Here is a 14886-nt window from a genome sequence, read left to right on the forward strand (position 1 = left end):
AGCTTGCGACCTTAACATACTATTTTAGAGTTCCTTGTTGCAATGATTTATAAAATGTTTGAGTAGTAGAAGTAAACTGAGTAGCCTCTTCTAAAAAAGGATAATGGTTGCTCTCCTCAAATGTCACAAAAGTAGAATCGCATATACCCTCATGTAACTCGATAGAATATTGAATAGGACACTGCACATCGTGTCTTCCGCACATAATTAGTGTTTTTGTTTTTATAGAAGGTAAATACTCCCTTAAATCAAATAACGGATATTCATTGACGAAAGCATTCATCCGGCTAACGGACATTGTTTTTTTGATTGGTTTACAAAAATAAGAGTTGTAGTTTTCTGGTTTATACAATGATAATTTTGTTCTCTTAGTAGATAGTTCTTTCCGTTCTTCACTTGTAAGGTGAGGGCTTTTTAAGTTTTCGATGAGCTCTTGCATATAATGAAATTGTGAATGTTCGGGATGATAAATGCAAAATGGTGTTTCGGTATAGTTACTTGCTGCAGCTCCTACTACGGCTAATGATTGTAAGGAATTTGGATATGTAATCGTATATAAAAGTCCAAGCATACCACCTGTTGAATGGCCAGCGAAATGCCATGTTGGAAGTTGTAATGCTTCTCGTATGGCTTCCAAGTCGTGGATTGTTTCAATCATGCTTAATTCGTTTTCTGACTGGGCGGTTACAGAGCTACCAGTATCTCGTAAATTAATGAGAAATACACGATGCGTAGCAGTAAAAACATCTGCAAAGTAATCACCAGTTTCATTAAATTGTGAATAGTGATGTGTAATACAAAGCGATTCGCCATCTCCTTTTGTAAAGAGTTCAAATGTACCACGTTTCGTGTGGATCATTTGTCGTTTCCACATAATATCACTACCTTTTCTCATAAAAGTTGGGCCAGGCTGTTATGAAATGAAAATATATCAGCGATTATTACAATATATCGACTTACCGACAGAAACCAACAATAAATAAAAGGAGGCTATTCAAAAACGAGCCTCCTTTTCGTTTAGTATAAAGATTTTGTCATATTATTCCGAATAATTTCAAGGGATTTCGCTACAGTTAATGCATTTTTTTCTTCAATTTCTGGTTTACGGGGGATAGGTTTATACATGTTGTCTGGATCTTCCCATGTGAGGGGAAGTTCTGTTTCTGCTTGTCCTTTCCAAGCTTCAATCCATTCTGGAGGGAGATAACCTGAGATGTTTTGGATGTTGTTCATTTCGAGCCAAATGAGTGCCCATGCTCTTGGTACGACGCGCCAATGGTCATAGCCGCCACCACCGACAGCGATCCAGCGACCGTCGCAATATTCATTAGCAATTTCACGAGCGAGTTTCGGTATTTCGCGGTAAATATTCATGGTCGCACAAAGGTGTGTAAGTGGGTCGTAGTAATGTGCATCAGCACCATTTTGCGTTAAAATAATATCCGGTTTAAAGTATGCTGCAACTTCTTTTACAACAGTTCGATATGATTCTAAGAACGATTCATCTTCTGTAAAAGCATCCAGTGGAACGTTAAAAGAATAACTATAACCATTACCTTGTCCGCGTTCGTTTACAGCGCCAGTTCCAGGGAATAAATAGCGACCAGTTTCATGTAATGAAATGGTGCATACGTTAGGGTCATCATAAAATGACCACTGTACACCATCACCGTGATGAGCGTCTGTATCAATATATAGGACGCGTAAACCGTATTTCTTCTGAATATACTTCATTGCGATAGAACTGTCGTTATAAATACAAAAGCCAGATGCTTTACCACGGAAGCCATGATGTAAGCCGCCTCCTAAGTTAAGCGCGTGTTTTACTTTTCCGGAAAGAACAGCATCGACAGCTGTTAATGTACCACCAACGAGCAATGCGCTTGCTTCGTGCATATTTGGAAACATCGGTGTATCTTCTGTTCCAAGTCCATATGTCATCGCAATTGATTTTTCTAACTTTCCTTCTCCAGCACGTTTTACCGCATTTATGTACTCCTCTGTATGAACGTAGGCAATCTCTTCATCTGTAGCCATCCGTGGTGAGATGATTTGGGAAGAAGAGATGAAACCGCCCTTTTGTAATAAATCATACGTAAGTGTGACGCGCAGTTGGTTAAAAGGATGATCAGGGCTAAATGAATAGCCCCGAAAGTCATCCGAATAAATAAACGCGCTACTCATGCTTGCATCCCCATGATGTTCGGCCATAATACGCGATAGCCTTCTGCTTCAAGTGCATCAATCACTTTGAGAGGATTCATCGTTTGAATGCGGAAAACAAGTACTTTATCATTCTCATCTTTTGCTGGGTAGACGAGAACGCTCACGATATTTATTTGTAAATCACTAAAAATAGCAACGACTTTTCCAAGAATACCAGGTTCGTTTTTCACTTGAATTTCAATTTGCGAACTTGGTTGATGTGCTCCTGTTAATTTTACTAACGTGTGTAATACTGTAGATTCAGAAATGATTCCAACTAACTTCCCGGCCTTTGTAACAGGAAGACAGCCAATTTTATTTTCAAAAAATAAAGTAGCAATTTCCTCAACGAAATCGAGAGGATGGCAAGTCATAACAGGATGTTTCATAATAAGTTCGAGCGGTTGCTGTAGCATATCGAGTGAAACTTGTTCATCTAGAATAGACGGACTTGCATCTCTTACATCCCGATCAGAAATAATGCCTACAACGTGATTATTTTGATCGACAATTGGAATGTGCCGAATTCCTTTCGTGCGAATCGTTCGGATTGCTGTTTCGATTGTATCGTTTGGATGTAGTGTAACTACATTTTGATTCATAATTTCTTCTACAATCATTCCAGTTGCCCCCTTTATTAATACATAAAACGATTGTGAAAACGTAGACGATCAAAAGCTTGAATAGAATCCGTATCAACGCGTTTACCGATGCGGACCATTAAACAGTTGGCGGGATGTGAACAAATTTCAGGATCGTCTGTAGCCATCCATTGTAACCCGCCGGCATTCATCATCTTTTCCATTACTTTTCGGTATTCCCACACATTCAATCCTGTTTGTTTCAAATCCCAGTGCCAATAATATTCAGTCGTCAATATAATGTAATCTTCCATATAATCGTCCATCATAGAAACCTCTAGTAAGTTCTTTCCGACAGAACTCCCGCGGAAGGCTGGGACTACTTCTATTGCCCCAAGCTCAATTAAGTTTTCCATTTTTCCTTCTGACCATCGTTCAAGTGGATCAGGATATAAATATGTAACATATCCAACAATCATTTGGTCATGTCTAGCAATAATGAGTCGAGCTTCTGGTAATTTAGAAATTTCGACAATTGCTTTATATTGCTGTTCAGCAGGACGAAATGCAACTAAATCTGGATGAAATTCATACATTTCAAGATTATGTGTAGAGACAGGACCTTCAATAATTAAAGTGCCTTTCGCTGTTTTTAAGTTTCTAGCATTGTATATTTTTTTATGAATCAATGTATTGCTCACCACCTTGAGGGTTTGTGAATCTATTAATATCGTACTTTATAATATATGCGATGTGAATCGAATTTTGTCATTAAAAATTTGTCTAAAAATCAACAAATATACTGAAAATTTTAAATAATATCATTATAATAGATAATAGAATACATAGGAGGGGGATGTAAAGTATGAAAGTAGAAACGCTTCCTGTCATTAAAGGAGAAAATAATTTGCCGAATTATGATGAGGCATACGCGAATTTTAACTGGGAAGAGGTTAATAAAAACTTTACTTGGAATGAAACAGGCCGAGTAAATATGGCGTATGAGGCAATTGATAAGCATGCGAAATCCGATCGAAAGAATAAAGTAGCTCTTTATTATCAAGATGGATCGCGAAAAGAGAAATATACATTTAAGGAAATGAAGGATTTTTCTAATAAAGCAGGGAATGTCCTGAAAAATTATGGCGATGTAGAAAAAGGCGATCGCGTTTTTATTTTTATGCCACGTTCTCCAGAGTTATATTTCGCACTTTTAGGTGCAGTGAAATTAGGAGCAATTGTTGGACCGTTATTTGAAGCATTTATGGAAGGTGCGGTTCGCGATCGTTTAGAAGATAGTGAAGCGAAGGTGTTAATTACAACGCCTGAATTGTTAGAGCGCGTACCATTAAATGATTTACCTGCTTTAAAAACAGTTTTCCTTGTTGGGGATAATGTAGAAGAAGGCGGTAAAACGGTAGCGTTCAATCCTTTATTTGAACAAGCTTCAAAAGAATTACATATTGAATGGTTAGGCCGTGAAGACGGTTTGATTCTACATTACACGTCTGGTTCTACTGGTAAGCCAAAAGGTGTGCTTCATGCGCAAAACGCAATGGTTCAGCACTATCAAACGGCGAAGTGGGTATTAGATTTAAAAGAAGACGATGTATATTGGTGTACTGCTGACCCGGGCTGGGTAACTGGAACAGCTTACGGTATTTTCGCACCGTGGTTAGTTGGAGCGTCAAATGTTATTTTAGGTGGACGCTTTAGTCCAGAAGCTTGGTATGAAGCACTGCAAGATTACGGTGTGACGGTTTGGTACAGCGCACCAACAGCGTTCCGTATGTTAATGGGAGCTGGACAAGACGCAATTAAAAAATACGACTTATCACAAGTTCGTCACGTATTAAGCGTTGGTGAGCCGTTAAATCCAGAAGTAATTCGCTGGGGTATGAATGCATTTGGACTTCGTATTCATGATACGTGGTGGATGACAGAAACAGGTGGACAAGTTATTTGTAACTACCCTTGTATGGAAATTCGCCCAGGCTCAATGGGTAAACCAATTCCAGGTGTGAAAGCAGCGATTGTTGATAATGAAGGAAATGAAGTTCCTCCATACACAATGGGTAACTTAGCAATTGCGAAAGGTTGGCCATCTATGATGCGTGCAATCTGGAATAACCAGCAAAAGTATGAATCTTATTTCATGCCGGGAGATTGGTACGTATCAGGTGACTCTGCCTATATGGATGAAGATGGATACTTCTGGTTCCAAGGACGTATTGACGATGTAATTATGACGTCAGGTGAGCGCGTTGGTCCGTTTGAAGTAGAAAGTAAATTAATCGAGCATGCTGCTGTTGCAGAAGCAGGTGTAATTGGTATTCCTGATCCAGTGCGCGGCGAAATTATTAAAGCATTTATCGCACTTCGAGCAGGATACGAACCATCTGATGAATTAAAAGAAGAAATTCGTCAATTTGTAAAGAAAGGCCTAGCAGCTCATGCAGCGCCAAGGCAAATTGAATTTAGAGATAAATTACCGAAAACGAGAAGTGGTAAAATTATGCGCCGCGTATTAAAAGCGTGGGAGTTAAACTTACCAACAGGTGACTTATCAACGATGGAAGATTAAGAGAGGAAGGTCTGAACGAAAAATGTTCAGGCCTTTTTTTATGTTATTATTAACTTATACATATAAGTTAAAGGGGGGGGTATGATGAAAACAGAAAAAGAAAAGATGATACTAGGAGAAATGTACATACCGGCTGATCCAGTTTTAGTACAAGAAAGAGAGCAAGCACGTATATTAACGAGAAAATTAAATGATACGCCAGAAGAGCAATAAAAGAGCGTAGCGAAATCGTAAAAGAATTATTTGGAACGACAGGAGATAATATTCATCTTGAATCTTCTTTTAGATGTGATTACGGTTATAACATTCACGTTGGCGAAAATTTTTACGCGAACTTTGACTGTACAATTTTAGACGTATGCCCGGTAACAATCGGAGTGAACTGTATGTTAGCTCCAGGTGTTCACATTTATACAGCAACATACCCGCTTGATCCAGTAGAGCGCATAAGGGGATCAGAATACGGAAAACCAGTTACAATTGGCGATAACGTATGGATTGGCGGAAGAGCAATTATTAATCCAGGTGTAACAATTGGAGACAATGCGGTGATCGCATCTGGTGCCGTCGTAACAAAAGATGTACCTAATAATGTAGTAGTTGGCGGGAATCCCGCAAAGATTATAAAAAAATTAAAATAATATTTGAACGAAGTGTCTTCCTCATCTGTATACATTTGTGAAAGAATAGATGAGGGAGGCTTTTTTATGTCTAATAAATTACTTCTTGCTTTTGCTTTAATTGGAATTATAGTTGTATTTTCTTGTGGTCTTTTCTTACCGATACCAATTGGATATAGAGTATCAATGCTTACAGCTGGAGCTATAATGGGTGTTCTGTTTTCAATAATTATTCCATTTGATAGAAAACATATAGTACGGAAAAATGGATATAAAATTGATTTTACAAAAACGAAAGTGTATTTTCGCTGGAATGTATTTGATACTATTTCTGTCTGCCTTGCGTTGTATGCATGCATATGTGTGCAAGCGTTAAATATTTTAGTTGCAATGGGATTTACGATTCAAAACCCATATGTGCAATTTTTTACAAATCAATCACAATTGTGGATTTTTATTGCGATTGCATATTTAATTTCCCGTATTTCATTAACGTTAAAAGGAATAAAGGAGATCAAAAATCATGGCGCAGATTGGGATTGAGGAGGAGCTCATGCTTGCGTATCAAAGTGGAGATAAACAAGCGGGAGAAAGACTATATATTTTAATCAAACCAGCGCTATACACATTTTTATATCGATTTAACCGAGATGAACAATTAAGTATCGATCTTGTGCAAGATACGTTTTTGACGCTAGAGCGTAAGAAACATATGTATGAAATTGAAAAAGGTAAAATAAAAACGTATTTATTTCAAATTGGTTATCGTCTTATGATTAATAAATTAAATAGGAGAAAAAAGTGGCGTACGCTTTTGCCATTTTTAGTGCCGATTCCGGAAAAAGAATTTTCTCACGAAGATCGGCTCACAGTAAGAGAAGCAATTTTGAAAGTTCCAGAAGAGCAAAGAGCGGTCCTAATCCTTTCTTATTATCATGATATGCAGCAAAAAGAAATTGCAGAAATATTAAACATTCCGATTGGAACAGTGAAATCGAGACTCCATAACGGGATAAAGAAATTGAAACAATTGCTGGAGGTGGATGAAATTGAGCGAAAATCCCTTTAAGAGTGAATATAAGTTAAAGCAACATTTAGATAGTGATCATGTAGAAATACCAGACTTTCCAAAAACGGTAAGTCGATTCAATCGATTAATCGGGTTTCTTGGTTCCCCGGCGAAAGATCCTGTGGAGGCGACCATTGGGAATGATTTATCGGTTGTGTTTCATGTATCGTTATTAGTTGGGCTTCCGGTTATTTCTATAATTATGATATTAATTATAGGATTTTAAATAGGGTAGGAGAAATGAAGTGCATAGTGAAAGCTATGTGCTTTTTACATTTAGACATATTATGAAATTAATTCCAAATGCAATAATGATATGTTAATATACAAATATATAATTAATATATTATTGAGAGGAAGATAAATTATGAGACAGTGTTCCAATTGTGGAAGTCAGGTGCGACAGCATGATAATTTTTGTGGGGATTGTGGTATGAATTTAGAGAAACAACAATGTTCAGAGGAGATATTAGAAACGAACAATGAATGGAATGTAGAGAATAAGAAAAAAACTAGTTTTCTAGCCCATAAACGATTCGTAGTTGTAAGTGCAATAGCCTTAATAATCGTTGCAAGCACTATTTATATTTTTTTAACTCATTCTTCTACTTTTAATAAGATGAAAGGGTATTGGTATGCTGGCGGTAAAGGGGCTTACCTTCAGATTCAAGAAATAGACGATAAAAATATTGAAATAGTGTTTTATGAAAAGAGAGGGAAAACAGAAAGAGTTAAAGGGAGTGTAGTAGATTATAATGATAATCAAGTAATATGTAATATGTCATACCCTTGGAATGGAAGAGTGAAATTGGAATTATTGGATGATACAACGTTGTACATGAGTGAAGAGGGAAAGAAATCGCATAAATTAAAACTGACAAAGGTTTCCGAAAAGGAGATGCAAGAGTTTTATGGAGGGGAAAAATCTTCAAGGTAGTTTGTATATAGTATTTTCTTCAATTTGACACATGCTAGTAAATAATGATATAAAGAAAAGTATATGAATAATTGAGCGTGGAAAGGGAGAAGTAGTGATCATTTCCCTGTTTTAGAGAGCTGATGGTCGGTGAAAATCAGCACATAGATGATCGCGAATTACGCCCCTAGAGCATCTTTTTTCGATTGAATTGTATTCAAAAGGGAAAAGACGGTGCTAAGCCGTTATGTAAATAAGGTGGTAGGCTTTTTGGCCTGCAACTAGGGTGGTAACGCGATAATCAAAATCGTCCCTTATTTGAAGGGGCGATTTTTTTATGTTTTCAACCTTCACGCCAGTAATGAACTTAAAGGAGAGTATGTAGGATATGGGTATTTTACAAGATCTTGAATTTCGCGGTCTAATTAATCAGCAAACAGATGCTGAGGGCCTTGAGCAATTATTAGAAAAAGAAAGCGTTAAATTATACTGTGGTTTCGATCCGACAGCAGATAGCTTACACATCGGTCATATGTTACCAGTATTAATGTTACGTCGTTTCCAATTAGCTGGTCACCAACCAATCGCACTTGTTGGTGGTGGTACTGGTATGATCGGTGACCCAAGTGGTAAAAAAGCAGAGCGTACATTAAATACGAAAGATACAGTTGCTTACTACACAGAAAGCATTAAAAACCAACTTTCAAACTTCTTAGAGTTCGAAAACGTGGACAACCCAGCAACAATGGCTAACAACTATGACTGGCTTGGTAACTTAGATGTAATTTCATTCTTACGCGATATCGGTAAAAACTTCGGTTTAAACTATATGTTAGCAAAAGATACAGTAGCATCTCGTTTAGAAACTGGTATTTCATTCACTGAGTTCAGTTACATGATTTTACAATCATACGACTTCTTAAACTTATACCAACACCATAATTGCCGTCTGCAAATCGGTGGTAGTGACCAATGGGGTAACATTACAGCTGGTCTTGAATTAATCCGTAAATCAGAAGAAGATGCGAAAGCATTCGGTTTAACAATTCCACTTGTTACAAAATCAGACGGTACGAAGTTTGGTAAAACAGAAGGCGGCGCAATTTGGTTAGACCCAGAGAAAACAACTCCTTACGAGTTCTACCAATTCTGGATCAACACAGATGACCGCGACGTTGTTAAATACTTAAAATACTTCACATTCTTATCTCATGAAGAAATTCTTGAGCTTGAAAAGCAAGTAGCTGAAGCACCAGAAAAACGTGCAGCACAAAAAGCATTAGGTTCTGAAATGACAAAACTTGTTCACGGCGAAGAAGCATTAGAGCAAGCGATTAAAATCTCAGCTGCATTATTCAGCGGTTCTGTAGCAGAACTAACTGCAAGCGAAATCGAGCAAGGATTCAAAGACGTACCATCTGTAGAACGTACTGCAGAAGATACAGTATTAATAGACTTACTTGTAGAAAGCAAAATCTCTCCATCAAAACGTCAAGCACGTGAAGATGTAACGAACGGCGCAATCTACGTAAACGGTGAGCGTATACAAGCGTTAGACTACGTTGTAACAGAAAACGACCGCATCGAGGGTAAATTCACAATCATTCGCCGCGGTAAAAAGAAATATTTCTTAATTCGTTACTAATTAGAAACGAATATAAACAAATAATACCCCGAATTATAGGCTGAAAAGTTTATGATTCGGGGTTTTTTATGTATGGATTTAAATCGCCGGATCTTTTTTTGAAAATAGAATATAAAGAATTAATATGAGCATATAAAGTAAACTAACTAGCATAACGATAAATGCTGTTGGATAAAATTTTGCTGCATATATAAAGAAATCGATTTGATAAATATCTTGGTAATTTGAAACGGTGCCTTTGAAGTAATTCGTAAACTTAGCGCTATATTTCCATTCATCAGGATTATCTATTAAATTACTCCCTTGATACCAACTCATCAGTGCTGAAGTAATAAATAGCATAAATGAACTTCCGAGTTGAACCATTTGGTTTATTGTCAAAAAGAATCCACCTCCTATTTAATGGTTATTATAGCGTGCATTCATAGGCCTGTAACCTTTTTGTTGTAATCTCCTTTTCGAGTTCATACGGAAATCACATGTAAGCGGTATGATAAATGTATAACAAATGTATAACAAATAGAAAGGAGTGGTAAAACAAAATGTCACTAGAAGCGCTCATTATTTTTTCTTTGCTAAATGCGGGTCAGCTTGCAGAGAATTCGAAGGTGGATGTACATAAAGAGCAGAAAGATGCTTATGTATATGTTCAAAAAGAGGAAAATAAATAATTTTATTTTATATATAAACGAAAAAAGCCAATCCACAGGATTGGCTTTTTGTCATTAACGAGAGTAGAACTCTACGATTAATGCTTCGTTGATTTCAGCTGGTAACTCAGCACGCTCAGCGTGACGAGTGTAAGTAGCTTCTAATTTGTCAGCATCGAAAGTTAAGTATTCTGGTACGAAGTTGTTAACTTCGATCGCTTCTTTAACAACAACAAGGCTGTTAGATTTTTCGCGAACGCTGATAGTTTGACCAGGTTTTACACGGTAAGATGGGATATCTACGCGAGCGCCATCAACCATGATGTGACCGTGGTTTACTAATTGGCGAGCTGCACGACGAGTGCGAGCTAAGCCCATACGGTAAACTAAGTTGTCAAGACGAGCTTCAAGAAGGATCATGAAGTTTTCGCCGTGCTTACCAGGCATTTTACCTGCTTGGTCAAATGTGCGACGGAATTGACGCTCAGTCATGCCGTACATGTGACGAAGTTTTTGTTTCTCTTGTAATTGTAAACCGTATTCTGAAAGTTTCTTACGTTGGTTAGGACCGTGAGGACCTGGTGCGTAAGGGCGTTTTTCTAATTCTTTTCCTGTGCCGCTTAGAGAGATTCCAAGACGACGAGACAGTTTCCAAGCTGGACCTGTATAACGAGCCATAGTTGACTCCTCCTTTAAAAATGTTTTTATTTACGTAAAATAAAAACAGACGTAATCGATATTTACGGGCATTTTGTTTTCATGTACCTTCGCTCCAGCAGCAGGGAGTTACGAGATACACCTCCGTAGAGGAACAAAATACAAACGATAAACTCACATTACAAGGCTGCCTTTTTATTTTACACAAACGCTATTATATCTTTTACCCAGAGTTTCGTCAAGCGAGTACGTTTTTGTTTTATGCATATAAATTTTGGAAATTAATATAAGAAGGAATTTAAAACAATATAAAAGAAGAGATAGAAACACAAATAAAACGCTTACATAAAATGTAGTAAAAACGTTCATCAGTTTTTTACTGGTGAATATGCGGTAATAAAAACATAAAGGGGATGTTTTTATGAAAAAGAAGCATATGGAGACAGCGTTAATTCATCACGGTTATACACCTGAGGAACATAAAGGAAGTTTAACACCACCTTTATTTCAAACCTCTACGTTTACATTTGAGACTGCGCAGCAAGGAGAGGCGAGTTTTGCGGGAGTGGATCCATCTTATATTTACTCAAGGCTTGGAAATCCGACTGTGAAATTATTTGAAGAACGTATGGCGGTGTTAGAAGGAGGAGAAGAAGCACTTGCCTTCGGATCTGGTATGGCAGCTATTTCAGCAACTTTAATCGGTTTTTTAAAGGCTGGAGATCATATTATTTGTTCAAATGGATTATATGGGTGTACGTACGGTTTTTTAGAAGTGTTAGAAGAAAAATTTATGATTACGCATTCGTTTTGTGAGATGGAGACAGAGGTTGATATTGAAAATAAAATTCTTCCAAATACAAAGCTTATTTTCGTTGAAACACCAATTAATCCGACAATGAAATTAATTGATTTAAAACAAGTTATTCAGGTTGCGAAGCAAAATGGTTTACTTGTCATTGTTGATAATACGTTTTGTTCACCTTATTTACAAAGACCGCTTGAGCTTGGCTGTGACGCTGTTGTGCATAGTGCGACAAAATATATTGGTGGCCATGGTGATGTTGTAGCGGGTGTAACAATTTGTAAAACGAAAGCGTTAGCTGAAAAGATTCGTCCGATGCGAAAAGATATCGGCGGCATTATGGCGCCGTTTGATGCGTGGTTATTATTACGCGGGTTAAAGACGTTAGCGGTAAGAATGGATCGTCATTGTGATAATGCAGAAAAAATTGTATCGTTCTTAAGAAAACATGATGCGGTAGAAGGTGTTTGGTATCCAGAAGGGGAATTAGCATCTCGTCAAATGAAGCGCGGGGGCGGTGTTATTTCTTTTTCAGTAAAAGGCGGAAAAGAAGAGACGCAAGCATTTATTAATGACCTCCACTTTATTACAATTGCGGTGAGTTTAGGAGATACAGAAACGTTAATTCAGCATCCAGCAACGATGACGCACGCTGCGATTCCAGCTGAACTAAGAAAAGAAATGGGCATTTTCGATAATTTAATACGCTTATCGGTTGGTTTAGAATCTTGGGAGGATATCGTTTCTGATTTAGAGCAAGCATTAAAGAAAATATCTACTGTTAATCAATAAAAAAAGAGTGAGCTATCGGTTTTGTACAGGACGTACTAAATCGATAACTCGCTCTTTTCTTTTTACATATGTTTTAGGAGTGTTTCCACAAACTTTTCTAAATAGCACTGATCTACTTCATCAAAACGATTCTTTTCAGGACTATCAATGTCAAGTACACCAATGACAGCTCCTTCTTTCACAATCGGTACAACGATTTCTGAATTAGAAGCACTATCGCAAGCGATGTGACCTGGGAATTGGTGAACGTCTGCTACAAGCTGCGTTGTTTTCGTTTCAGCTGCTACGCCGCAAACGCCTCGTCCAAATGGAATGCGTACGCAAGCAGGCATTCCTTGGAACGGTCCAAGGACAAGCTGATTTCCTTCTGTTACGTAAAAGCCAACCCAATTAACGCGATCTAAAAATTGGTTTAATAATGCGGACGCATTTGATAAGTTTGCGACTACGTTTGATTCGCCAGTTAATAACGCATCCAGTTGTTTAATTACTGTCTCATATTGCTGCACGCGAGATCCTGCATAACTTTCTTTAGTAAACATGGAAACAGCTCCTTTTTTATCGAGATGTGTAAAATATTAGCAAAATACGATGTATTTCACATGACTTTGTCGATAGAAAATTAAAGGAATTTGTCTTAAAAGTCAAGAAATTTAAACTATAGCTGTTCATTGAGAGGAAGTGAGCGCATGAAGCAGACGAAACAAAAAGTAATTGATGCGGCAATATCGTTGTTTAATACGAAAGGTTATGATGGAACGTCGGTGCGAGACATTGCAAAGCGAGCGGATGTGAATGTAGCGAATATTTCATATTATTTTGCTGGGAAGCAAGGTTTATTAGAACAGCTTATTACTGATTTTTTAGAAGGGTATATTCATGTGATTGAAATTTCGTTTGAACAGAGAGAATATTTGTCGGCTAAAGATGTGATGGTGCAAATGGTGCGTGGGATGTTACGATATCAATTTGAAAATAGAGAACTAACACGTTTCTTCTACCGAGAGCTTTCGCTTGATACGACATTAATTCGTGAAGTGATGACCGTTTATTTTTCTAAAGAAAGATATTATATAGAGCAAATTATTAGACAAGGACAAATGAAACAAGAATTTCAGAAAGTATCATTTACAATGTTTATGACGCAATTAAAAGGCATGATAAATATGCCGTTTTTATATCCACAATATATATCAGAAGTACTGCATTCTTTCCCGTCTGAGACATTTTTCATAGAAATGTACACGAAAGAGATTGAGCAATGGATGGAACAAGCATTATGTAAAGCAAATATGTACCATGAATGGCCAAGAGCTGTTCATATGTGAAGAATCCCCACCTAACGAACTGAGGTGGGGATTTTTATGTTTATTTTTCTTTGCCATAAATTGTTACATAATAGAGCGATAATTGTTAATGCAGCTCCAGCGATTTCAATTTTATCGACTGTATAACCTCGAAAGATAGAACCAATCAGTGCAAGGATAGGAACTAAATTCATAAATAATATGCCGTTAATAGATGAAATATAGCGATTGCCCATATTCCAGCAAAATACAGCGATAACTCCTGCGATAATCGACATATAAAAGAGCTCAAAACGAACACTCACAACTGTACGCAGTGACGGCATAGTAACTATATTTGTATACGTTAAGAAAGTAACAATAACGATGAGTGAAATGGAGCCAAATAAACAAGTTAATGTCGTATATCGAAGTGGTGACCAAGATTGAAAACGAGCACCCCCGTTTGTATAAATGACCCAGCAAGTAACACCGCATAGCATCAATATATTTGTCGATAAGTGGCTTGCAGCTCCAAATAATAAGTGAATATTTCCTTTTGAAATGACAAGCATAACACCGAGTAATGCAACGAACATACAAAGGAATGTGTAGTTTTGTGGGCGCTTGTTTTTTGTTATCCATTGTAATGATAAGGCAATTAGTGGCATGAGAGACTGAATCATCGCTGCATGGATTGCTCCAGAAGGCCCGGCAAGTTGTTGTCCGTAGAAAACGAGAAAACCATATCCTGCGAAACCGACTGTCCCGTAAAAGAACAGAGAAAGTGTTCTTTTTTCTAAGTGGAGTGAAGTCTTCCCTTCAGTAATTAATAGCAAAATAAGAAAAATAATAGCTGCTGATCCATAGCGAATCGTTGTGAAGAAGAACGGATCGATAAATTGCAGGGCATTTGCCATTACAGGAAACATAAATCCCCAGGCAGTTACGGCGAGTAAGCATAGAAAGGATCCGAGTAGCATTTGTTTTTTGTTCAAGAGTATCTTTCCCCTTTACATTTCGTTATAGTAAGTTGATGAAATAAGTATAAAGAGTAATTGTTTATAGGAGGAAAT

General features: G+C 37.3%; 17 protein-coding genes, 1 pseudogene and 1 other annotated feature. Of the genes and pseudogenes, 10 read left to right on the plus strand and 8 right to left on the minus strand.

The features are described 5' to 3' along the window. Positions 1–19 precede the first annotated feature (19 nt). From IBT51_RS16620 to acuA, 4 genes are all read right to left on the minus strand, one after another. Positions 20–895 (minus strand): alpha/beta fold hydrolase, encoded by an 876-nt coding sequence (locus IBT51_RS16620; RefSeq protein WP_141544794.1) that lies wholly within the window; start codon positions 893–895, stop codon positions 20–22. Between the two features lie 122 nt (positions 896–1017). Continuing rightward, a complete protein-coding gene (gene acuC / locus IBT51_RS16625; protein ID WP_082187973.1) occupies positions 1018–2184 on the minus strand; it encodes an acetoin utilization protein AcuC in 1167 nt (388 codons plus the stop codon). Continuing rightward, positions 2181–2825, minus strand: coding sequence for an acetoin utilization AcuB family protein (locus IBT51_RS16630; RefSeq protein ID WP_000634583.1), 645 nt, complete (start codon positions 2823–2825; stop codon positions 2181–2183). The genes acuC and IBT51_RS16630 overlap by 4 nt, the downstream gene beginning before the upstream one ends. A 17-nt stretch (positions 2826–2842) precedes the next feature. Beyond that, the gene (acuA, locus tag IBT51_RS16635) at positions 2843–3475 is read right to left on the minus strand and encodes an acetoin utilization protein acetyltransferase AcuA (RefSeq protein WP_000581393.1); all 633 of its coding nucleotides are present in this window, start codon (positions 3473–3475) and stop codon (positions 2843–2845) included. Positions 3476–3651: 176 nt separating this feature from the next. Between acuA and acsA the strand changes: the two genes are divergently transcribed. From acsA to tyrS, 7 genes and pseudogenes are all read left to right on the plus strand, one after another. Beyond that, on the plus strand, positions 3652–5370 hold the full coding sequence (gene acsA, locus IBT51_RS16640) for an acetate--CoA ligase (protein ID WP_000862047.1): 1719 nt from the start codon (positions 3652–3654) through the stop codon (positions 5368–5370). Between the two features lie 81 nt (positions 5371–5451). Further along, positions 5452–6011 (plus strand): annotated as a pseudogene (locus IBT51_RS16645) (maltose acetyltransferase domain-containing protein). A gap of 66 nt (positions 6012–6077) precedes the next feature. Further along, positions 6078–6533: a hypothetical protein gene (locus tag IBT51_RS16650; protein ID WP_000066427.1), complete on the plus strand. Its 456-nt coding sequence runs from the start codon at positions 6078–6080 to the stop codon at positions 6531–6533. After that, positions 6514–7059 carry an RNA polymerase sigma factor gene (locus tag IBT51_RS16655; protein ID WP_000057198.1) on the plus strand — a complete coding sequence of 182 codons (546 nt, stop codon included), beginning with the start codon at positions 6514–6516 and terminating at the stop codon, positions 7057–7059. The genes IBT51_RS16650 and IBT51_RS16655 overlap by 20 nt, the downstream gene beginning before the upstream one ends. After that, positions 7040–7285, plus strand: a complete 246-nt coding sequence (locus IBT51_RS16660) for a hypothetical protein (protein ID WP_001293790.1) — start codon at positions 7040–7042, stop codon at positions 7283–7285. Before IBT51_RS16655 ends, IBT51_RS16660 begins: the two co-directional genes overlap by 20 nt. Before the next feature lie 141 nt (positions 7286–7426). Continuing rightward, positions 7427–7996, plus strand: a complete 570-nt coding sequence (locus IBT51_RS16665) for a zinc ribbon domain-containing protein (RefSeq protein ID WP_001248207.1) — start codon at positions 7427–7429, stop codon at positions 7994–7996. A gap of 69 nt (positions 7997–8065) precedes the next feature. Next, positions 8066–8293, plus strand: a binding site (T-box leader). Between the two features lie 70 nt (positions 8294–8363). Next, on the plus strand, positions 8364–9620 hold the full coding sequence (gene tyrS, locus IBT51_RS16670) for a tyrosine--tRNA ligase (RefSeq protein WP_000512080.1): 1257 nt from the start codon (positions 8364–8366) through the stop codon (positions 9618–9620). Positions 9621–9698: 78 nt separating this feature from the next. On the opposite strand, the gene IBT51_RS16675 is transcribed toward tyrS, so the two are convergent. Continuing rightward, positions 9699–9986: a YjdJ family protein gene (locus IBT51_RS16675; RefSeq protein WP_002198228.1), complete on the minus strand. Its 288-nt coding sequence runs from the start codon at positions 9984–9986 to the stop codon at positions 9699–9701. A 176-nt stretch (positions 9987–10162) separates the two neighbouring features. Here IBT51_RS16675 and IBT51_RS16680 point away from each other — a divergent pair, with 176 nt between their 5' ends. After that, on the plus strand, positions 10163–10291 hold the full coding sequence (locus tag IBT51_RS16680; RefSeq protein WP_000050944.1) for a hypothetical protein: 129 nt from the start codon (positions 10163–10165) through the stop codon (positions 10289–10291). A 54-nt stretch (positions 10292–10345) separates the two neighbouring features. Here IBT51_RS16680 and rpsD read toward each other — a convergent pair whose 3' ends face one another. Further along, complete coding sequence (gene rpsD, locus IBT51_RS16685; RefSeq protein ID WP_000135315.1) at positions 10346–10948, minus strand: 30S ribosomal protein S4; 603 nt, start codon at positions 10946–10948, stop codon at positions 10346–10348. Between the two features lie 400 nt (positions 10949–11348). On the opposite strand from rpsD, the gene megL reads away from it, so the two are divergent. Further along, positions 11349–12524: a methionine gamma-lyase gene (megL, locus tag IBT51_RS16690; RefSeq protein WP_075718477.1), complete on the plus strand. Its 1176-nt coding sequence runs from the start codon at positions 11349–11351 to the stop codon at positions 12522–12524. A gap of 62 nt (positions 12525–12586) precedes the next feature. On the opposite strand, the gene IBT51_RS16695 is transcribed toward megL, so the two are convergent. Further along, positions 12587–13066 carry a GAF domain-containing protein gene (locus tag IBT51_RS16695; protein ID WP_000494338.1) on the minus strand — a complete coding sequence of 160 codons (480 nt, stop codon included), beginning with the start codon at positions 13064–13066 and terminating at the stop codon, positions 12587–12589. A gap of 147 nt (positions 13067–13213) precedes the next feature. Between IBT51_RS16695 and refZ the strand changes: the two genes are divergently transcribed. Next, a complete protein-coding gene (gene refZ / locus IBT51_RS16700; RefSeq protein WP_000814914.1) occupies positions 13214–13852 on the plus strand; it encodes a forespore capture DNA-binding protein RefZ in 639 nt (212 codons plus the stop codon). 11 nt (positions 13853–13863) lie between these two features. On the opposite strand, the gene IBT51_RS16705 is transcribed toward refZ, so the two are convergent. Continuing rightward, a complete protein-coding gene (locus IBT51_RS16705; RefSeq protein ID WP_069356302.1) occupies positions 13864–14808 on the minus strand; it encodes a DMT family transporter in 945 nt (314 codons plus the stop codon). Between the last annotated feature and the right edge of the window lie 78 nt (positions 14809–14886).

Source organism: Bacillus sp. S71 (assembly GCF_016625265.1).
GTDB classification, from domain to species: Bacteria; Bacillota; Bacilli; order Bacillales; family Bacillaceae_G; genus Bacillus_A; species Bacillus_A cereus.